Below are 22285 nucleotides of genomic sequence, written 5' to 3'. Positions count from 1 at the left end.
AAGCAGCAGCCCACTCATCTGAGTAGACTGCTGCTTTTTTATTATCTTTTAGCCCAAAATTGGAATAAATCGGTTCTTAAACGGCCGTTATATAACTTACGACGTTTAGTTGCTTTTTGATCATAGAACTTCTCAAAACTTAAGTCACTTGTCAAAATATATTTGCTCCAGTGAGTTAATGGATTGAAGACTTGTCCCATTTCTTTGTAAAGTTTACGAACACTTTCAATTTCTTTCATACGCACACCATACGGTGGGTTAGCAATAATGATTCCTTCTTCAACATCTGTCTTGAAGTCTTTAACAGCACGTTGTTTGAATACAATATCGTGTAATACACCTGCATCGTAGGCATTAAGCTTTGCAATTTCAATCATTTCTTGATTAATATCGAAGGCTTCAATCTGAAGTTTAATGTCTCGATCAATTGCTTCCTCAGCTTCAACAAGTGCTTTTTCAAGTAAAGTATTATCGAACCAGTCAAACTGTTCATAAGCAAACTCACGTTTCATACCTGGTGCAATATTACGCGCTTTCATCGCTGCTTCAATTGGAATTGTTCCAGAACCAGTCATAGGATCAACTAATAATTGAGAACCATCGTACTTTGTTAGACCCAGTAGCCCTGCTACAAAGTTTTCTTTCAATGGTGCTTCCCCATGCTCAGTACGGTAGCCACGTTTGAATAAACTAGCCCCTGTTGTATCTAAAGATACTCTGGCAACATCTTTTGTAATCGTAATATCAAGTGGGTATGTTGCCCCGTTTTCTAGCAAGACACCACGTCTGTGATATTGTTCTGCCATTTTGTTAACGATAGCTTTTTTGGTAATAGACTGAATACTAGGTTCGTGGTGTAACTTTGAACGCACACTCTTACCTTGTACAGGAAATGCCCCATCAACTGGAATCAATTCTGCCCAATCAATCGCATTAACTTCATCATATAGTGTCTCAAAAGACGTTACTTTAAATTCTTTAATTAAAATTTTGACACGGTCAGCCACACGTAACCATAAGTTGGTTTTTACGATATCTTCTTGATCACCTTCGAAGAAGACACGACCGTTTTCTGTTTCGACTTCATAACCTAAGTCTTGTAATTCTTGTTTAACTAATGATTCAAAACCACTAGCCATAGTTGCAAATAACTTGTAACTCATTTCTTAACATCCTTACTTTTTCAAAAAAAAAGTTGAGCACTAAGCCCAACTTATTATCCTATGTAAATTTCTATAAGCCACGTTCTGTTCCAGTATCTCTAGGAAAAATACCTTCAGCAATCATCTATCTGTATTTCTACCTTCATTTTTAGTTCATTTCCTTAAATGAAGCGCCCCTACCAATGTTTGGGTTGCTCGCTCGCGGGGTTTACCTCGTTCCACCAATAAAGTTTCCAATATTGCTACGTCACTGTGGCACTTTCAAGCTAGTCATGCATAGTCAAAGACCTTAGCACTTTAACTGCCGTAACTTCAAAAGAAGTCCCAGGGCTTCTTGGGCCAAGCACGAACACTACAAGCATCTCAGCCTGTGCGGGCGTGGACTTTCCTCAGTAATCATAAAGATTACCGCGATTGCTCAAAACCTACATTTTATATCATACCATAATTTAGTATGAATTGTCAGAAAAACTGTGATTTTCTTGACTTTGTTGCTGTTGTAATTGGTAAACTTGACTTTCCAATTTGCTTAAACGTTTCAAAATATCAAAGTTAGTTGAAGCTGGTGTTTCAAGTCCATCGCTATAACTGTTTTCACGACTTTTGGCTTCTAATTCTGATTTTTGTGTTTGAAGCTGTTCGATTTTTTGTGTTAAAGCATCAATTTTTTGGTTATAAACTTGATAGTCTTCAATAATTTTATCTAAGAAATCATTAACTTCATCACTATCATAACCTTTTCTAGCTTGACTAAATTGCTTTTCTAAAATGTCATATACTGAGAATTGAATACCTTCATAACGTGCTTTATTTTTATCTTCCACAGTCTAACCTCCTATAAATTAAGCTTGATCAGCCGCATCTTGTAAATCATAAAAATCAATTAGTTCTAGTTCGTAATCATGTTGATTTTGATAACTTTTGATAGCTTCATAATCATAGCTTGGTTTTCCCGGATACTCAGGGTCATAGACTAACAACGCCTTATCAGTATGTTCCAAAATAAACTTTTGATAAGCTTTCAGTTGATAAGGCCCTTGATACTTATTATTGGTTGTTGCTTTACAAAAATCAACCCTATTTTTTAAATTTGAAAGTCCTTCTTGGTTTTTTTCGTTCCATCTTGACCCAAAATCTTGATATGGCAAAAGCATGGCCGTTTTGATATTATAATCTTCCCCTAGGGATATGGCTACTGATAACGCTAATTGTTCGATTCCAAGTTGCCCGCCTGTGATTACCCATACTAGTTCATGATTTTCTGCTAGATTAATGAGACGTTGTTTGATAACATCTTTGATAATCTTAGCTTTAGGATCATCTTCTTTAAAGAGGTTGAGTTCAAAACCTCGATATCCTGTTAGCCAAATTCTCATTTTGTCCTCCACTATTTGTAATTTTTAAATTTGTTTGTTTATTGATATAATGCAATAAGGAGCGTGATAGAAACATGATCAACTACCCCAATGGTGGCGGTGGCCCCTCTTCGATTTCTAAAGGTAATGGCACAAATGCCTTCTCGTTTTCAAAACGCGGAATGTCTTTAGAGCAAGAGATTAATGACAGCAATGATTACTACCTTCACAAAGGTATTGCTGTCATTCACAAAAAACCTACCCCCATCCAGATAGTCAATGTTGACTATCCTAAACGTAGTCGAGCAGTTATTAAAGAAGCTTACTTTAGGCAGGCTTCTACTACTGATTACAATGGTGTCTATAACGGGTACTATGTTGACTTTGAGGCTAAAGAGACTCGCAATAAGACCTCTTTTCCCCTCAAAAATTTTCATCAACATCAAATTACACACTTTGAGAATTGTTTATCTCAAAAAGGTATTTGTTTTGTGATTATTAAGTTTGCCAGTTTAAACCGATACTTTTCCTACCCTGCTTCAAGATTAATCAAACACTGGTATAATCAAGAAACAGGTCGTAAATCTATTAAATTAGATGAAGTTGTAGATTATGGTATTGAGTTTTATCCTGGATTTCGGCCAACATTACCTTATTTGGAAACTATTAATAATTTAATACAGAGGATTGAATATGACAAATAATAAAGAATTGAAACGTAAACGCGCACCTCAACAAAAGCCTAAAAAAGCGAAGAAAAAATCTCGTCTATGGGTTAGAATCGTCAAATGGTTCTTAATGATTGTAACGTTTTTCTTTGTTTGTGGTATTGGACTATTTGCTTTTTACGCAAAAGACGCCCCTACTATCACACAAGATAAACTACAAGCTGGTGGATCAACACAGATTTACGATAGAAACGGGACTTTTGTTAGAAGTATCGGAACGCAGGAACGTGATTACGTTACCAACGATAACATTCCTCAAACTATGAAAGACGCAATTGTTTCAATTGAGGATAGAAGATTCTATCAACAGTCTTTAGGTATTGACCCTATCCGTATTGTAACGAGTGCTTTAGGTAATATCAAAAGCGGTAGTACAACATCGGGTGGTAGTACAATTACCCAACAATTAGTAAAACTGACTGTTTTTTCTACTAGTTCAGATCAAAGAACATTGAGTCGTAAAGCTCAAGAAGCTTGGTTAGCAATGCAAGTAGAACGCGAGTATTCTAAAGATCAAATCTTAGAGTTCTACCTTAATAAAGTTTATATGAACTACGGTAACTATGGGGTTGGAACTGGTGCCAAGTATTACTATGGTAAAGAATTGAATCAATTAAGTTTACCTCAGATTGCTTTAATGGCAGCTATGCCTAATGCCCCTACTTCTTATGACCCATATGTTTATCCTGATAATGCATTAAAACGTCGTAACTTGGTATTAAGCGAAATGCTTGAAAACCAAAAGATTACACAAGATCAATATCAACAAGCAGTTGATACGCCTATTACTGACGGTTTAGTTGACCAAAACAGTCATAAAACCCAGGATTCAAATAATGCCATTACAGATGCTTATATTAAAGAAGCTTTAACAGAAGCTCAAAAATTGAATTATAATCCCTATCAAGATAATTTAAAAATTACTTTAAATATGGATTATGACGCTCAAAAGAGACTTTATAATCTAGCTAATAATGGGACTGTTTCATTTAATAATTCTGGTTCAAGCAAAGGTCTTCTACAAGTTGGTGCAACGGTTATTGATCCTAATACGGGTGGTATTGTCGCAATGATTGGTGGACGTAATCAAGATAACGTTCAGTTTGGTTACAACCGTGCTGTTCAACAAACACGTAGTACAGGTTCTACAATTAAACCCCTACTTGATTATGCACCTGCAATCGAATACCTTAACTGGTCAACAGCTAAGTATTTAGACGACAGTAAATATGTTTACCCTGGGACTAATGTTCAATTGTATGACTGGGATATGCAGTACATGGGACCAATTAGTATGAGAACAGCTTTGGTTCAATCTCGTAATGTCCCTGCTGTTAAGACACTTCAAGAAGTTGGGATTTCAAAGGCTAGTGATTTCGTTAAAGCAATGGGAATAGATATTGATAAAAGTTCAGGTCTTTCTGTTGGTATCGGTGCAGATATTTCATCTCTCCAACTTGCTGCTGGTTACGCAACTTTAGCTAATGGTGGTACTTATTACCAACCAACTTATATTCAAAAAATCGAAACGGCTGATGGTAACGCTGAAACATTTGGTAGCACTGGAACGCGTGTTATGAAAGACTCAACAGCATACATGATTACAGATATGCTAAAAGGTGTTATTCAACCCGGACAATTTGGATCAAGTGCTTATATTTCAGGCTTATCTCAAGCTGGTAAAACAGGGACTGTTCAATACTCCCAAGAAGAGTTAGCCAAATATCCAAGTTATGCTTCAACTCCCAAAGATTCATGGTTCTCTGGATACAGCAAGAACTATGTAATGAGTGTTTGGACAGGATATGACAATATTGGTGATGGTACAATTAGAGGAACAGAAAGTAATTCTGCTCAACTATTATACCGCTACATGATGCAATATCTGAGTCAGGATGTTTCTAACTCAGACTGGAAACAACCTAGTTCTGTAGAACGTGTTGGCTCTGGACTTTATGTCAAAGGCTATGCACCTCAAGTAACAGAAACACCTTCTACTAGCTACTCAACCAGACAGTCATCATCACAACATAGTAGCTCTTCTGAATCTTCTGAAAGTTCAGCTAGTCACTCATCTTTAAGTAGTAGCAGCCACACCAATGACACTAACAACACTAATAATCAAAATACTAACGATGCAACACCTCCTCAATCACGCGAGGAAGAAAAAACTGATAACAATAACCGCAATGATAATCAAAACAATACGGGACAATAATAAAAAAGCCATAGAGAATAAATTCTCTATGGCTTTTTCTTATCTAAAAATTGATAAGGATCTAAATCTTTGTATTTTGCGGGTAAATCGTTTCGCCCAAATGTGATTAAAGCTAAGTGCATTGCTATCCAGTCTTTTTGAGGAACTACCTTTTCCAGATAAGCTTCCACCTGCAGAGGTGTTGCTTTTTTTGGCACCATTTTGAATTGTTTAGCAATTCTTTCAACATGCGTATCTACAGCAATCGCCGGTACTTGATAAATTTCAGCTAAAAACACATTTGCAGTCTTAATTCCTATTCCTGGTAACGTCAGCAATTCTTTTTTAGTCTTAGGAACCTGACCATCAAATTGTTCTAGTAGCATGTGTGACAAATTATAAATATTTTTAGCTTTATTACGATACAAGCCTAGCTTCTTTATCTTATTTTCAATATTAGCTACCGTCAATTTCTTAACATCTGCAGGCTCCTTCAATATTGAAAACAAATCGGGTGCGATTTTGTTAACCGCATTGTCAGTAGTTTGTGCACTCAACATAACTGCAATTAAAAATTCAAAAGGACTGTGATAATCAAGAGTTGCTTTTTGGTTAGGATACTTAGCTAGTATTTTACTTAAAACAACCTTTGCCTCTTTTTGACTTAAATAAGACAACACTCAACAACTTCCTTCCCCTGAATCACTGTGCTTGTTTATACCAAACATAAGCACCATATAATGAATTAACAAGCATCACAACTTGTAGAACTAACATGCTGACAGTTGAAGATGAATCCGTTTGTACCAACTGAATTGACCAGATAATCACATTCAATGCATTAATAATGATCCAAACAATCCACTGAGATTTGTAGCCATAAGTCATTAATAATTGTGCAACAAGCGCTAGTGGCAACAATGCAGCATCTAACCAAACTTGATTACCACCTAGTTGGTAGGATGTGTAAACAATAAATAAGTAAACTGCAATCGTCACAACAATCATAATAGCTGCCATCGTCTTATTAATAGATTTTGATTCGACAAAGTCACTTTGACGTTGACTTTTTGACTTTTGCCACTCAATAATACCGATAAATTGCATCACAAAGTAATATAACTGACTTGCAATATCACCGAATAATCGGTTCTCAAAGGCAATGATTAGCCAAACTAAAGCTGCCAAAATTCCCCAAATGTAGTTGGTGATGAACCCTCTATCAATCAAGATTAAGTTAAGTGCTGTTGCAATTGAACAAATCAATGTGATAATCCCCATCGTTGTTCCTAATCCACCACTTAAAACAGAAGATATGATTGTAGCTAAAAGCATCAAAGCTAATAACCCATATTCTTTAGTTGTCAAAGACCCTAACTCTTTTAAGTTATCCTTGAAAGAAAAAACCGTTCTAGAGCCTTCTTTCAAGTAATACAGTTGCTGATGGAACCATTGTTTATTCTTCATAGTGAACGCCTCATTTTATCTCCTCTAAATATAATAAACAGTTTACAAAACTATTTTACTAATTATTAAAACATAAAACGATGGTTTTTTGGTATCTCAACTCTTCTAAAATTTTTCTTGGTATTGTTTAACTTGCTGAGGGGTCTTTAAATTCATTTTTTGCCAGTTTAACAAGATTTTATCGATGTACTTGAAATTATATACCTGTGCTAGAACGGACTCTCTCAACGCTAAAATAACGACCTCTTGGTTGTATCCGTCTTCCAGTAACCAAGACTGAATCATTTCACGTTCAATTGGCGATAGTAAACGACCAAACTCAATTTCAAATTGGCGCATAACATAAGACAAACCATCTTGATTATCTGATTCCATTAAGACTTCTTCTGTTTCAGACTCACTTTCACAAACATAATTATCGATGTAATCGACAAGATTTTCATATAATTTATCCAACCGATATTGTGTTTCAATTTTATTAACTGAATCAGTAGTTTGAATTATTTCGATTAAATCTTTACTAATTAAACTCTGAAGTACCTGCCCAACATCATGCGCACTTAAATTGGTATGTTGTTGAATATCGTTATTGCTTGGGAAAAAATTGCCATTTTGGCGATATTTTTCAAGCTGTAATAGCACTATTAATTCTAAATCAGTAACATTGATTTTGCTGTAATAGTTCAAAAGCGCTTGACTAATTGAACTAAATCCTTGCTGATATAGCAGCAAACTTTTATTCTCCATAACTTCTCTCCTACTCAACTAAAAAACCGAATCCATCAGGATTCAGTTTTTAAATGTTATCGATATAACTGACTTCTCCGCCATCATCGAAAGAATATAAAATATAGCCCCATAAATTGTCGCTATTTTTAAAGGTAATTTCCCATACAGGTTCATTATGATACCAACCTAAGTTAACCTTTTCAATAGTCCGATTAGGGTGATTAGCTTTAAAGGTATTAATGATATCTTCCTTTGATTTTCCTTCATCACTTTTGTACAAGTGTGCAGCTTTTTCATCAGGTAAGTAAATCATATAATAGCCTACTTGTTTATCGTCTTTACCACTAACAGCTAAAGACTTAACATCTCTGGATAGCTGATAATACTCGTCAATTGTTTTAATGGGTGTTTTTTCGTAAACAATATCAGCTACTTGTGACTGCTCAACGCGGTTAACATGTGTTGCTGAAATATAAATTAATGATACGCCCAATGTTATAAAAACGAAAAAGCCGATGCAAATTGCGATTATCTTTTTCATTGGTTCCCTCTATTACTTACTTGATTTAAATAGTTTATTAGTTCACCCTTGTTGAAAAACTTAATGGGTAGTTTAGGCAAACTTTTTTGAAATAGTGTGGCATAAGGTGACTCGTGAAAACGAGGGTCTAATACCACAAATGTTCCCTTGCTGTTTTCTTTTCTCACTAAACGTCCAAAACCTTGTTGGAATCTAATTAAAGCCCGTGGCAAAGTGTCTTCCTTAAATGGATTGGTCAAATTATTCTGACGTAATTTAACATCGGCACGATCAGGTGACTCAAAAGGCAACTGTGTGACGATAACCATATCGTGTTGAACATCCTTAAAGTCGACCCCTTCCCAGTAACTATTAGCACCTAGCAAGATAGAATTAGTTGCAATTGTGTAACGTTTAGATATTTTTTCATTAGAGCCTGTGACTCCTTGAGCCAGCACTTCATAATCACTCAATCGCTCATCACCTAGTATATGGTAATACACTTCTTTAATGTTTTCTAAGTTTGTGAACAAGAGTAATACATGCTGACTATCACTAGATGAAATAATATCTGGGATAAGTTCACTAATGTTTTCTAAGTAGTGTTCATCATTTGGATTTTTAATCCCATCTAAATCACTCGTGCCAACTACTTTAACATTGTCTCGATAACGTCCGGTTGTTTTAGCAACATAAGTCTGAACATCTTTTTCATTATAACCTAGTGAATTCAAGGTATATGTGAAGTCATCTTGCTGTTTTAAAGTAGCACTGATAAATAAAGGTCGATTGAAATGTTTTAAAATGTTTTGGATTGGGTCAACTGGATCAATAAGTAACCATCGCAAATTAACAGCTAGTGGATCATCTACTTTAGAACTTTGTAACACAAATCCCAAATCATTTAAGTTGTCTTCTTTATTAATTTCTTCACTTAGGCTGTAGCATTTTTGTAAGTAAGTCTCGATAGTCACTAGTTGCTTATCTAGCTCCTCGATCGTCTCCCACTCATTTTTAAGCAAGCGTCGGCGTTGATGATTAAGTTGTGTTACTAATCCAAGTAATTGCTTTCTGGAAGATTCCAGCTGTCCTTGCAATCTTGCCAAGTAGCCTTGGGCGATAGCTTTATCTGGAAACAAATCATTGCCATTAATTGCAAAATCAGTTTGTTTTAAACTTCGATAAACTGGAACACCCGCTGCCTTAATTCCTTCAAATAAGAAACGTTGAAAGTCGTTAATAACTTTAATTAACTTATCTAAAGTGGCATGTGTTTGTTTAATTTCTTTAGACATGAACAAATCTTGTTTGAATCCGTTAATTAACCCAATTTGCTTGTTAGTTAAAAGCGACTGGATATGTGCTAAAAATCCCCAGAAGCTTTCAAATTGGAACCCGTCAGACAATGATTGTGTGGTGTTTTCGGCAAATCGATGAGCTTCATCAACAACCAGTAGCGGATCTTGACCCCAGACCATGTCATCAGAATGGTTCACCAGATAAGCATGGTTTGTGACTAATACATCAGCTTGTTCTTGGCGTTCACGAGCCAAATTAAAGAAGTCATAGTCACTAAATGGCGTGGCATTACGAGCATCACCTGGATGGCGAATGACATTGAATAATAAATCTTGATAATTTGTTAGCTGAAGCTCACTTAAATCACCCGTATCAGTTTGAAGCAACCATACAAGAATTCTAAGTTGTAAAGTCAAGGTATAGTTGGTCTGATTATTTTTTGATAGTGTTTGATAAAAAGCATCTAAATCTAAATAATAGCGTGAACTTTTAACAATTTCGGCCTTAAACTGCGTTTTTAACACGCGATTAAGTTGTGGTACCTCTGTTTGAACAATTTGATTTTGCAAAATAGTCGTTGGTGTTGCAATAACAAGTTTTTGCATTGGTGACAATTTATGCGCATAACTAAACAAGTATGCAAAAGTCTTTCCACTGCCATTAGGTGCCTCAACAAACAAGGGCTTATGTCTATTTTTTATCTGCAAGAAGTCATGAATACGGTTCATCATGTTGACTTGAGACCGTCTAAATCTAATCTTGCCTTTGAAAAGAGATTTCTTACGGCTATCATCCATCGGATAATCTGTTAAGTCGCTACTTTCAGGAGTTGCATGCAATTGTTTTTTAAGTATCAACTCTTTAACTTTAAAATATTGCTTATCTAAAGTTTGAGGTCGTTTCTTTTTGTAGTTATAAATAGCTCTGAAGAAACCTCCCGTTTCTCGAGTCAATCCTTCGCCAAGTTCGGTTAGCATCTTTAATGTTTCGACTGGTAACTGACGAGCTTTGCGTTGCAACTTCATCAATAATTTTGCCGTCACAATTGCATCAGAATCAGCTTGATGGGGATTAGTATGCTTAATGTTCAATCGTTTTGATAAGTCGTTCAACTTAAAACTTTCAGATGTCGGTAGCAGAATCTGCGCTAATTCAACGGTATCAATTGCCTTATTAGTTAAAGGCGCTATTCCCGCCTTTTCTAATTCATAATTCAAAAAAGGTAAATCAAAGTTAACATTGTGCGCAACAAAGATAGTCCCCTTTAAAATCTTATATAACTGCAAAGCAAGATCTTCAAATTTTGGTGCATCCTTCACATCATCATCCGTAATACCTGTTAGCCTTGTAATTCGTTCTGGAATTTCACGACCTGGATTAATCAAAAAAGAATAAGTCTTCACAATTTTTTGTTTTTGGATAATCGCACAACCAAACTGAATCACGCGATCTTGAGCTTCTCGATGCGTCCCTGTTGTCTCTAAGTCAACAACAGCATAAGTTGTGGCCTTCTTTGGCATAATTGCATCCCCTTTTATACTTCCACAATTTCATTGATAGAAAGTAAGATTAATAATCGTTTTGTCACCTTTTGTTCAGCAAACGATTCAATTGCTTGCGTATATAGGTGTAATTGTCCGCGATACTTACTTACTATTTTAGCAATATCTTGGGCCTTTTGACCAGGGTTAATATAATCTGTTTTGTAATCAAACAAAATAATACCTTCTGACGTTTGAATATACCCATCAATTGTTCCGTGAACGAGGATTTGTGCATCCCTATCCGCAAAATGATCAAATAACGTTTTAGCTGAAATAAGAGATGAAAATGACACTTCTCGTTCAAGAGAGTCTTGATGATGCGCAATATCATGTGCAAAAGTTGTGGTTAGGAAGTCTTCAATATGAGCTAGATTAACTTGCTTAGCTAGGTCTGATTCAAGCAAATCATTATCAACCAATTCTTGTAATAACGTCTTGGGATAATTGACTTCATCTATGCGATTAAAATCAATTTGTTGCATCACCAAGTGAGTGGCACTCCCAATCTGTGCAGCAGAATAAGAAGACGATGTTAAAAAATCAGGACGTGCTGTAATTGGTTGTAAATAGCGATTAGAAGCATTTAACTCTTGATAATGAGAAGTTGCACCGAGTTCTTTTAGATTGGGGTCACTAAACCGATTTTTAATTTCTGACACAGCTTGATAGGCGGTTGTCTTAACAGAAGAAGCAAACGGATAGTCACGGTTATAAAGCTTATCTAGTGTTTGGGCTAATAATTGACTAGGGATTTTTTCTTCTTGTGTCGATTGTGTCTCTTCTAAAGTCTTCAAGCTATCTGTTATATCATCCTGATAGAAGTAAGCCTCATATCGACTAGATGTTGGTTGAGATTGGAACTGGGGTACATTCAATATTTTTTGACTCAGTGAAAGCGTTGGCCCTAAGAAATGCATGAAGCTTTGCCCTTCTCTTAGATAAGTTACCTCCACTTGCTGTGAGACTTCATCATAATAGGTATCCCAAAGCTCTATTTTTTGTTCTAACTTTTTAACGTTAGCCGTCATAATTAATTTTTGTTTAGCTCGACTTAGCGCAACATAAAGAACACGTAAGTACTCGCTTAACAGTTCTGTTTGTTCAGCATCTAATGCTAGTCCCTTAACTAACGTATTCACTTGACTGTGATGATCTTGTAGAACGCCTTTTAACGCAATACCTAACCCGACATCCTTGTTTAAAACATTAGCTTGTTTTAAGTCTTGTAATGAAAAAGTCTTACCCATTCCCATAACAAAGACAACAGGGAATTCTAGCCCTTTACTCCCATGAATAGTCATCAGCTGAATCGCGTCTTGTGCTTGTTCAGCTAAAATCGGCTGTGCCAAGTCTTTATCATATGATTTCATCTTAGTCATTAATTTTAGAAATTGGTAAAGGTTCTTAAACCCTGCACTTTCATAAGAAGCCGCACGTTCATACAAGGCTTGTAGGTTAGCACGACGTTGAGGACCATTTTGCATCCCACTAACAAATCCTAGAAATCCAGAACGTTGATAAATTTCCCAAATCAACTCAGATAACCGATGCTGTGTCACGTAATCTTGATAGTAATGTAAATCTTGTAAGAACTGGGTCACCTTTTGAGCTAGCTCTTCGTCTTCGCCAGCTTGATAGGCTAATAAAGCATCATAAAAATCTGTATCGCGACTTTGAATTCTAATTTTAGCTAAATCATTTTCATCAAATTGATAAAGCGGTGAACGCAAGACACTGACAAGTTCAATATCATGGTGACAATTATCTATAATCGTCAAATAAGATAGCATTACCGTTAATTCCATTGTTTGGAAGTAATTCTTAGCATCGTTAACATATAATGGCATTCCGTGTTCAGTAAACATTTGTAAAATTGATAAATTATTAGCACGGGTCGGCGTCAAAATTGCAATATCTTGATAAGTAATCGGACGCGTTTGGTTTAATTTAGCGTCAAACACTTGATAGTCCGTTTCAAATAATTGTTGAATGCGATGCATCACCATTTTTTCTTCTGACACGTCACTATCTTTATTCGTCTCGCTATCCATAAATAAAAATTCAGGTGTTGAATCAACCGTTTCGGGATAGTTTTTTGCGCCAAACTTCATGTGAGCTTGTTTATCATAATCCACCCCACCAAAAGACTGCTTCATCATCTTTTCAAATGACGAATTAATAAACTGAATAATGGGCTTATTAGAACGAAAGTTATCCGCTAAAACAATGCGTTCACTGGGATTGGCAAGTGATGGATTCTCTGTGAAGGTTAAGTATTTATTCAAAAACAAACTAGGATCAGCTTGTCTAAACCCATAAATCGACTGTTTAATATCCCCCACCATAAACCGATTGCCTTCATCTGTCTTAGCTACTGCTGCCAAAATAGCCTCTTGCAAGGCATTAATATCTTGATATTCATCAATTAGAACTTCTTTGAACTGATTTTGATAAAATGACCGTGCCATTTTTGATAACTCAGTATCTTGGGTCAAAATCTGATAAGTCAGTTGCTCTAGGTCATTGAAGTCTAAGACATTTTGTTCTTCTTTAAGCTGTTTGTAGGTCTTAATAAAACGCCTCTCAACTTCAACTGCTTTTTCAACATAGTGCTGACTAGTTTGCATTAGCGTTTCCTGTTCTTCATAAGGTAGCAATAAATAACGCTCAAACAGTTGTTTGAGTTGTTTTTTTGTACCCGCAACGACCAATTTAATTGTCTCAAAAGCTTGAAGGTCTTCCAGATCTTTTGGCTTACGGAGTGCTTTAAATGTTAGATTTTGAAAAGCTGTTCGAATCTGATTATAGTCTTTTATTTCTTGACCCAGTAAGTCTAATACTTGCTGACTATTTTCTAAATACTGCGTTAGCGTTTGTTCGACTTTATCAAGGGATGCATCCCTTGAAACTTCATTTTCTAAAATGCGGGTTAGTCTTTGGTGAATGGTTTGTAACTGTAAAGTAAGTTCTGCATAAACCTTGGCTAGCGTTTGACTATTTTCAAGGTCGTAAGCTTTAGGTAACTCATCCAAAAAGGCTTGTCCATCAGGTCTTGATACGACTGTTTCATATAAACTCAAAAACAATGACACAACGGCATCATCATTTTTGTCACCCATAAAATTCTGATACATCTGACGAAAAACAGTGTCATTAGTCTTAAAGTAGTGGTTTTTCACAGAATCGAACGTTTGTTCTTTCAGCAGTTGTTGTTGGACATCATCGGTTAAAAGACTAAACGACCGGTCTTGATCAATCACATAATGAAAGCGTTTGATGACCTGCAAACAAAAAGCATGCAGTGTTGAAATGTTCGCATCTTCACAGAGCAATAACTGTTCTTTTAACTCAGGAGTTGGGTTCACTTTGAGCTCATCTTTAATTGCCGCAATCAATCGCTGTTTCATTTCATTCGCCGCTGCTTCAGTAAACGTCACAATCAGTAATTCTTTAACCGATGTATCTGCTAAGATCATTTCAATAACGCGTTTAATCAGAACCGTCGTCTTTCCAGAACCCGCCGAAGCAGAGACTAAAATGTCATGATTATGGTTATAAATAGCTTTGGTTTGTTCAGGGGTAAATTGACTAGTCATCTTGTGGGAGCACTCCTTCTTTTATATTTTCTAGTAAAGTTTTGGTATCAAGGCTATCAATTAGTCGATAGCGGTTATCTGGCAACATCGCATCAAAGAAGAAAATGTCACGGTAATCCGAATAAGAAAGTGCCGTTTTTTGATTATTGTGTTTAACCGGACTTAGTGGGAATTGACCATTTAAGATTTGCTGACCAGCTTTTGCGATTAATTGCTTGTTGTAACTCAACAAGCTCTCTAGATCTGATTCTTTAATACTTTTTTCTTTTGAAAAGCTCATACTTTGGTCTTTTTTGACACGCATATTACTATACATGGCAGAAGTCCCCATCAAATTAGGTTCAATATCAGTCGCAATATCAGAATGTCCATACTGCACCATTAACCCTTTATACTTTTTATTAGCTAAGTATTTCTGGTGGCTGTCTCCCAATTGATAATTGCTCTTGAGGTTCTCTTTTTCGTTCAGCAATCCTTTTGAAATGTGTTGATAAAACGCACCAAATGGTTTCACTTCTCCCCCGCCAAATCGGTCTTGATTGGCTAAAACAACTTCTAAATATGTCACTAATTGTAGTGAGATACCATGATAAAACTGTGCCAAATTAAAGTCGTGAACACTTGACTTATAATCAATGACTTGAACATAGGGATGCATTGCATCATCAGTTTGATCAATACGGTCAATCTTTCCATTGACTTGGATATCAAGGCCTTCTTGCTTAATTTTAAGCGGTTTGAAGTTATCAGTATCTGGTTTCAAGTTAAATTCAACCTCTGAAGCAAACGGTTCAAATTTTGTTTGCTGATTAAGTTCTAAGTAATCTTGTAAGACAACCTTGGCTGTTTCAACTAAATGATGTTGTAAGAACTGATAGTACTGATTTTGACTAAAGGGTTTAAATTCAGGTAGTTGATTAATGACGGTCGTTGCTTGGTCAAAGACTTGATCAAACTTGTTTGTATCTTCAAATAACGGTTGAGTTGTTAGCTGTTGCTGTTTCATTAGTTTGACGAATTGATCAAAAATACCATGGAAGTAATTCCCAATTTCAAGAACCCCAAACTCAAATTCACGTGGATTACGCAATCTTAGCCCATATTTCAAGAAGAATTCAAATGGATTAGCATAATAGCTTTCAAGTTGTGAAATAGACGTTTTTAATCGCTGGCCAAATAATTGTTTTGATAATTCAGCGTCAACTTGAACAGGCAAATTACGATAGTCTTTAGCTTGATAAGTTGTTTGTACTTTTTGAGTATCTGTCGCACTAGCTAACGTCTTATCCGTGATTTGATTAAAGTCAGATCTATCCGCGATTTTATCTGGATTTTGGTTTAAGTATCCTAAATAACCTACTGAAAACTCAGGTGTTGTAATAAAGCTAAGTAAATCATCTGTTTCCCCTGTTGGTAAATCTTTTTGACGGATTGAAGCAATGCCAAAATGATTCTTAATATCTTTGACATAGCTTGACCATTGTTTGGCTTTATTTTGGCGGTCAATAATTGCATGTGAGAAATACAATTTATCAGTGGCCGCGGTCATCGCTAACCCAAACAAGTAAGGTTGTGTGCTTAGTTGATAAGCTTTTTTGTCTTCTAGTGTTAGCTCTTGTTCAAAGTAATTCTCAGATAAGGTTAGTGTCAGTTCACTTTTATCAAACTGTGACTTAATTTCGTTGATGTTATCTCCTGCCAAAAAGGCATCATCTGATGAAATTTGCGGGATGGCCGTATCATCTGCACCAATAATGAAAGCGACTTGATATTTAGGTGCTTGAACCATCCCTAGCTCAGAAACAGTTACAGCATCTAGTGTCGATGGGATTTGTGAAAAAGTTGCTGAAGAAAATCCTGTTAAAAGGACTTCGAAGAAATCAACATAATCAAATTCACTCTCTTCATTAATACGATAATAGTCTTCTAGCATTTCAACTAGCGTCTGCAAAGTTTGTTCTGGTTGAAGTGATAGCTGTAGTTGATTTTGGTTATTAGCTTGATCACGCCATTTTTCAAGTTGTTTTAAGACACCATAATTTTCCAAGAAGTCATAAAAATGCGTGATTGCTTGTTTAACCGATTGCGGTTGGGTTAATTTCTGGGTAATAAGCGTGATTAGCTCACTATAATAACGTCTTAATTGCTCAAGTCTCCCCATCAGCTCATCATCTTCATTAACTTCAAATGGTTGCATTAAGCGGTTATAATTAATTCCCTTTTCAAGTAAATAATTCTCTAAACTAGCGATATCTTGCGTAAATTGCGCATCATCATCGTAGTTTTCTGGTATAATTAAACGCGTTTTGATGAAAGATAACAAACTATCTGTTGTTAATCCTTTTTCAACCAATAAACTTAATTGTTCAACTAACAAGACCAAGGGATGATACTTCATTTGAACTTGTAAATCGTTGAAGAATGGAATACCCAGTTGGTCAAAAATAGGCCGAATTTGTGTTTCATATTTTTCAAGTGACGGTGCAATCACAATAAAGTCACGATAGCGTCTATTATTAAGGGCGACTTCGCGATAAATTGTTCGGGCAACAAAATAAGTTTCAGCAAATGTTGAGTCTGCTTCAATAAAAGATAATTGCCGACTCAAATCTTTTTCAGGTGCGTTAACAGGTTCATTTTGTGCATTTTTGACAAAAAATTGATTTAAAGCACACATTGACTCACTCAAAAGCGGTGTTTGTGCCCAAGTCGTTCGATAATCTAATTGATTATCTTCAGCAAAATCACACAACTCTTTTATCATTCTTTGTACATGATAATCATAATCAGCAGAATCCAAACTAAGTTGTTCATGATGCATCCCTAACTTAAACCCTAGTGTCATTTGCTTAGCATAGGTCATTAACACTTTAATCAGGACTTTTTCTTGCACTGAAAAATGAGAAAAGTCACTGACGTAAAATGCTGCATTTTTTAGCAACTCTGTTTGTTCAGCTAGCCATTGATTCATGAACTGTTGCTGTTGGTTTTGTGTTAAGTAATGACCTTTGATTTTTTGGTGAAAAGCGCGATAAACAATCTGTAAATCATGGACCTTATCGGCTGTTTCATAACTTAAATTCAATTGCTCACTAATTGATTGCAAATCATCAGGATCAATATAAGCCTCTTCAAGTTCTAAAACTTGTTTATAGAAGCTATCAATTAATCCCATTGTGAGCCTTGAAGTTTTAAATAAGTTTAACGTTTCTTGATTATCGTTTAAAATCTGTTTTAAAATCATCTTAGCTGCTGTATCTGTTAAAATGGGAAGTAGCCCTTTTTGACTATCTTTCAAAAAGAACCAGCTTAAACGTGAAAAAGATAATATTTGTAAATTTTTAGTGCTCACTAGTTTCTTCTGTTCAAGAAGTGATAGTTTTTGCATAGCACTAACCTCAGTATCGAACTTGATATGATTAGGAACAATGATGAACGTTAAGTCACTTTTATTGTGATAATAATGACTAACGGCTTCATCCAATAATTCCTGATGAACATTATCGGTTTGATCACCTAATCGAAAATCTAACATTTTTCTACTCACTCCTTGCTATTAGTAGTTAAATCTTATCATATTTTTCCAAATTTAAATTATTTACCGGAGGGGATTATTGTTGAAATCTGCCACAGCTACCGCACATGGAAAGGCTATTTTAATAGGTGAGCATAGTGTTGTCTACGATAAAACAGCACTTGCACTTCCCATTCAAAATCTTAACGTCACCGTTAAACTGACACCTATTAATGGCAACACTTCCTATATTAAAAGTGCAAACATCGACCTAGATGCACCAATCAGTACTATTGAATCTGAGCATCCAGGACTTTTTTATTTATTAACTCATTTTGACTCTCATCAAGCTTTTGAAGCCACTTATATCAGCAATATTCCAACGGAACGGGGACTTGGTTCTTCTGCTGCGACTTCTTTAGCTACGATTGATGCATTGAATGACTTTTTAGGATTAGCGCTATCTTTTGATGAGCGACTTGCCTATGCTAATCACGCTGAAGAATTGAACCATGGTTCTGCCAGTGGACTTGATATTGCAACTGTTTGCCGTGATAGATTGGTTTATTTTGATCATGGTCAGTGTGATTTTATCAATCAAACTCTGGGTGCACATCTCGTTATTGCTGACAGTGGTATTTTAGGAAATACTAAAAAAGCAGTTTCGCTAGTTAAACAGCAATATCAATCAGGTATTGGCAAAACTTATATTGATGATTTAACACAATTAGTTGGCCAAACAAAATTACTCTGGCAAAAACAAGATATCAAAAAACTGGGAGCTGTTTTCAACAAAGCACAAGCTGCACTATCACAGCTACATGTTTCACACCCTGTTATTGATCAACTCATTCACACAGCCAACACACACGGTAGCCTAGGCTCTAAACTAAGTGGTGGTGGTTTAGGTGGTATCGTAATTAGTCTTGCTGAAAATAGTCAAACCGCTGAAAAAATTAGTCACGCGCTTCAATTAGCTGGCGCAAAAAATACTTGGATTGAGGAGATTTAAATGAAAGCAACTGCCCGCGCACATACAAATATTGCCCTAATTAAATACTGGGGTAAAAAAAATCAACACTTTATCTTACCTTATAACTCAAGCCTTTCAATGACACTTGATGCATTTTATACAGATACCACAGTTGAATTTAGTTCTGACTTTACGACTGATCAATTCTACTTAAATGGCGAACTTGTTAAGGATGAGATGGCAGAACGTGTGTTTAATCATATTCATAAAATCAAAACTCTGCTTAACCAATCTGATATGCCCCACTTCACGGTAACTTCTACTAACCATGTCCCGACTGCTGCAGGACTTGCTAGTTCTTCTTCTGGTTTTGCTGCTTTAACTGCTGCAACCGTTAAAGCAATGGGGCTTGACCTGTCTAAGTCAGAGCTATCTCGTCTAGCACGCCTGGGCTCTGGTTCTGCTACACGTTCGTTATTTGGTGGCTTTGCAATGTGGTCTACTGGAAACGACTTGACTTCAGTTGGATCAGCAATTGATGAGCATCCTGAGATGGACTTGCATTTATTGGCGATTGAAACAAATGGTGCACGTAAGAAGATTCCGTCACGTTCGGGGATGCAAAACACGGTTGAAACGTCTGCTTATTATGATGCTTGGGTTGAAAAAGCAAAAAATGATTTAGACCTAATGACTTATGCGATTAAGCAAAACGACTTTGAATTATTAGGAAAAGTAGCTGAAAATAATGCCATGGCAATGCATGCTACTAACTTAGCTGCTGTTCCAAGCTTCACATACTTTGAACCTGATACACTGGTTGCCATGCAAACCGTCCAAGAGTTGCGTGATAACGGTATTTCTTGTTATTATACTTTAGATGCGGGTCCAAATTTAAAAATCTTAACACAGTCAAAAAATATTGACGCGATTAAAGCTTATTTCACTAAAAAATTGCCAAAAGCAACAATTATACAAGCTACTTTTGGACCTGGAATTCAGTATTTATCATAAATAAAAATAAAAAAAGAGGAATTAATTTGATTACAGAATATGCGTTAGGAAAACTCTATATAGCAGGTGAATATGCCGTTCTTGAAGAAACAAGTCCTGCTATCTTGGTTGCTTTAGACGAGTTCGTGAGTGTTAGCATCAACAAAAGTAAAAAACATGTGGGAACAATTCATTCTAAACAATACTCCCAAGATGCTGTTCATTGGACACGTGAAGAAAACAAGATGGTTTTAGATAACCGCGACAACCCCTTCCACTTTATCTTGTCAGGGATTTACTACGCCGAACAATATGTATTAGAAAACCAAGGTGAACTGGATATTTTTGATTTGAATATCAATAGTGAACTTGATGCTAAAGATGGTCGTAAATACGGTCTAGGATCTTCTGCCGCAGTAACTGTTGCAACTGTTAAAGCTGTCTTGAGTTTTTATGGCGTGAAGCTAGACAAAAGCTTAGTTTTCAAATTAGCAGCTATTGCTCATCTTAAAGTTCAAGGAAATGGCTCACTAGGTGATATTGCAGCTAGTGTATATGGTGGTTGGATTGCTTATCAATCTTTTGACAAAAAATCTGTTTTAGCCGAGCTTGAAAATAGACCTTTAACTGACGTTTTAAATCTTGCCTGGCCACAGCTAAAAATCAAATTATTAACACCACCTAAAGACTTAGAGCTGATTATTGGTTGGAGCGGTATCCCCGCCTATACTTCTCAATTAGTTGACAAAACTGATCAAGCTAAAACTAAATACCCTGAAAAGTATCAAAACTTCGTAAACGAAACGCGTAACTGTATCTTGCGTATGATTGAAGGCTTTGAAACAGGCGACACTTCAAAAATTCAAAATGAAATTCGCTACAATCGTTTATTACTTCAATCACTTGCAGACATGAGTCACGTACAGATTGAAATTCCAAAGCTAACGAAATTAATTGAAATTGCTGAACTCAACCATGGTGCCGCTAAAACCTCAGGTGCCGGAAATGGTGATTGCGCTATTGTCATTGCGGACTCTCACACAACTGTTGACCAAATGAAGTCACAGTGGCTGGATGAAGACATTACACCGCTAGATTTTAAAGTACACTCTCTTTAAGAAGGATAGACTTATGAAACCTGAACACAAGCAAAGTATTCGCTCACATCGAAAAGATGAGCATCTGTCTCTCGCTGAAATTTTTTATAAAGAAACACAAGAGCAAGACAAATTCAACTCATTAAGTTTGATTCGCCCTACCCTACCTGAAACCAAAGTCAATAATGTTAATCTTGAAACCAACTTATTTAATCGAACACTTAGTGTCCCTTTATATATTAATGCGATGTCTGGTGGATCTAATCGTTCAGCTAAAATCAATCAACAACTCGCACAACTTGCGTATGAATTCAATATTGGGATTGCCAGTGGCTCTGCTTCTATTCTAGTAAAAGAGCCCGAACAAGAAAGTAGTTTCTCTATTATTCGTCAAGAAAACCCAAATGGATTGGTTATGGCGAATATTAACCCATTTGTCTCAGTTGAAGACGCTAATCATATTGTCTCAGTTATGCAAGCTGATGCGGTTCAAGTTCACGTTAATGTTGTTCAAGAAATTGTTATGCCCGAAGGTGATCGTGACTTTGTTTGGCTAGATAATTTAAAGCAATTGCAAGCTAACCTAGCGGTCCCTTTGATTATCAAGGAAGTTGGATTTGGGTTTGATTTAGCTACTTTGGCTTTATTAGAAAAAGAAGGATTCAAAACCGTTGATTTGAGTGGTTCTGGCGGAACTAATTTTGCTAAAATTGAAAACTTCAGACGCTCTGAACATGACTACAGCTATTTAAGTGATATTGGCCTATCAACCCTTCAATCACTGATTAATGCTAATGAAACTAATCTGAACTACCTAGCTTCTGGTGGAATCAAAACACCGCTAGATGCTTTGAAGTGTCTCAGTTTAGGTGCAAAGGCTGTTGGGATTAGCGGGATTTTGCTTCATCAACTTGAACGTCATGGTTATGAAGAAGCTAGACACTTTCTTCAGACTTTTATCACCCATCTTAAAGAATTAAGTGCCGTCTATGGTGTTGAAAGTCCTGTCCAATTTTCAACAATCAAAAAATATTATCACTTGGAACTTGAAAATTATCGTCAGCAATTACGTCATGATTTTCGATAAATAAAACAATAAGGAGCCAAACA

Annotated in this window: 16 protein-coding genes and 1 other RNA gene; 6 read left to right on the top strand and 11 right to left on the bottom strand. The window is 36.1% G+C overall.

Features of this window, described 5'->3' with window-relative positions:
• Positions 1-41 precede the first annotated feature (41 nt).
• From JNUCC72_RS02690 to JNUCC72_RS02675, 4 genes are all read right to left on the bottom strand, one after another.
• Complete coding sequence (locus JNUCC72_RS02690) at positions 42-1163, bottom strand: THUMP domain-containing class I SAM-dependent RNA methyltransferase (RefSeq protein WP_454144612.1); 1122 nt, start codon at positions 1161-1163, stop codon at positions 42-44.
• Between the two features lie 68 nt (positions 1164-1231).
• Positions 1232-1589: RNase P RNA component class B (gene rnpB, locus JNUCC72_RS02685), an RNA gene on the bottom strand.
• 23 nt (positions 1590-1612) lie between these two features.
• A complete protein-coding gene (gene gpsB / locus JNUCC72_RS02680) occupies positions 1613-1987 on the bottom strand; it encodes a cell division regulator GpsB (protein ID WP_454144610.1) in 375 nt (124 codons plus the stop codon).
• Between the two features lie 18 nt (positions 1988-2005).
• Positions 2006-2539 carry an SLOG family protein gene (locus JNUCC72_RS02675; RefSeq protein WP_454144608.1) on the bottom strand — a complete coding sequence of 178 codons (534 nt, stop codon included), beginning with the start codon at positions 2537-2539 and terminating at the stop codon, positions 2006-2008.
• A 74-nt stretch (positions 2540-2613) separates the two neighbouring features.
• On the opposite strand from JNUCC72_RS02675, the gene recU reads away from it, so the two are divergent.
• Together recU and JNUCC72_RS02665 are read left to right on the top strand one after the other, a co-directional pair.
• Entirely contained in the window at positions 2614-3222 is a 609-nt protein-coding gene (gene recU / locus JNUCC72_RS02670) for a Holliday junction resolvase RecU (protein WP_454144606.1), read from the top strand.
• Positions 3212-5464 carry a transglycosylase domain-containing protein gene (locus tag JNUCC72_RS02665; RefSeq protein ID WP_454144604.1) on the top strand — a complete coding sequence of 751 codons (2253 nt, stop codon included), beginning with the start codon at positions 3212-3214 and terminating at the stop codon, positions 5462-5464. The genes recU and JNUCC72_RS02665 overlap by 11 nt, the downstream gene beginning before the upstream one ends.
• Positions 5465-5490: 26 nt before the next feature.
• Here JNUCC72_RS02665 and JNUCC72_RS02660 read toward each other — a convergent pair whose 3' ends face one another.
• The 7 genes from JNUCC72_RS02660 to JNUCC72_RS02630 all read right to left on the bottom strand — a co-directional run bounded on the left by JNUCC72_RS02660 (position 5491) and on the right by JNUCC72_RS02630 (position 18133).
• Entirely contained in the window at positions 5491-6123 is a 633-nt protein-coding gene (locus JNUCC72_RS02660; RefSeq protein ID WP_454144602.1) for an endonuclease III domain-containing protein, read from the bottom strand.
• A 22-nt stretch (positions 6124-6145) separates the two neighbouring features.
• Positions 6146-6910 carry a nicotinamide riboside transporter PnuC gene (pnuC, locus tag JNUCC72_RS02655; RefSeq protein ID WP_454144600.1) on the bottom strand — a complete coding sequence of 255 codons (765 nt, stop codon included), beginning with the start codon at positions 6908-6910 and terminating at the stop codon, positions 6146-6148.
• A gap of 105 nt (positions 6911-7015) precedes the next feature.
• A complete protein-coding gene (locus tag JNUCC72_RS02650) occupies positions 7016-7657 on the bottom strand; it encodes a DnaD domain-containing protein (RefSeq protein ID WP_454144598.1) in 642 nt (213 codons plus the stop codon).
• A gap of 49 nt (positions 7658-7706) precedes the next feature.
• On the bottom strand, positions 7707-8180 hold the full coding sequence (locus JNUCC72_RS02645) for a hypothetical protein (RefSeq protein ID WP_454144596.1): 474 nt from the start codon (positions 8178-8180) through the stop codon (positions 7707-7709).
• Positions 8177-10978 (bottom strand): exonuclease domain-containing protein, encoded by a 2802-nt coding sequence (locus JNUCC72_RS02640; RefSeq protein WP_454144594.1) that lies wholly within the window; start codon positions 10976-10978, stop codon positions 8177-8179. Before JNUCC72_RS02640 ends, JNUCC72_RS02645 begins: the two co-directional genes overlap by 4 nt.
• A 14-nt stretch (positions 10979-10992) precedes the next feature.
• Positions 10993-14598 carry a helicase-exonuclease AddAB subunit AddA gene (gene addA / locus JNUCC72_RS02635; RefSeq protein WP_454144592.1) on the bottom strand — a complete coding sequence of 1202 codons (3606 nt, stop codon included), beginning with the start codon at positions 14596-14598 and terminating at the stop codon, positions 10993-10995.
• On the bottom strand, positions 14591-18133 hold the full coding sequence (locus JNUCC72_RS02630) for a PD-(D/E)XK nuclease family protein (RefSeq protein WP_454144590.1): 3543 nt from the start codon (positions 18131-18133) through the stop codon (positions 14591-14593). The genes addA and JNUCC72_RS02630 overlap by 8 nt, the downstream gene beginning before the upstream one ends.
• A gap of 82 nt (positions 18134-18215) precedes the next feature.
• Here JNUCC72_RS02630 and mvk point away from each other — a divergent pair, with 82 nt between their 5' ends.
• From mvk to fni, 4 genes are read left to right on the top strand one after another with little or no spacing between them, the layout of a single operon-like run.
• Positions 18216-19124, top strand: coding sequence for a mevalonate kinase (mvk, locus tag JNUCC72_RS02625; RefSeq protein ID WP_454144588.1), 909 nt, complete (start codon positions 18216-18218; stop codon positions 19122-19124).
• Entirely contained in the window at positions 19125-20099 is a 975-nt protein-coding gene (mvaD, locus tag JNUCC72_RS02620) for a diphosphomevalonate decarboxylase (protein WP_454144586.1), read from the top strand.
• 26 nt (positions 20100-20125) lie between these two features.
• Complete coding sequence (locus JNUCC72_RS02615; RefSeq protein ID WP_454144584.1) at positions 20126-21196, top strand: phosphomevalonate kinase; 1071 nt, start codon at positions 20126-20128, stop codon at positions 21194-21196.
• A gap of 13 nt (positions 21197-21209) precedes the next feature.
• Complete coding sequence (fni, locus tag JNUCC72_RS02610) at positions 21210-22262, top strand: type 2 isopentenyl-diphosphate Delta-isomerase (RefSeq protein WP_454144582.1); 1053 nt, start codon at positions 21210-21212, stop codon at positions 22260-22262.
• Positions 22263-22285 lie beyond the last annotated feature (23 nt).

Source organism: Holzapfeliella sp. JNUCC 72 (assembly GCF_053668685.1).
The sequence above is the reverse complement of the archived record's forward strand: the minus strand, read 5'-3'. Positions and strand labels throughout refer to the sequence as shown.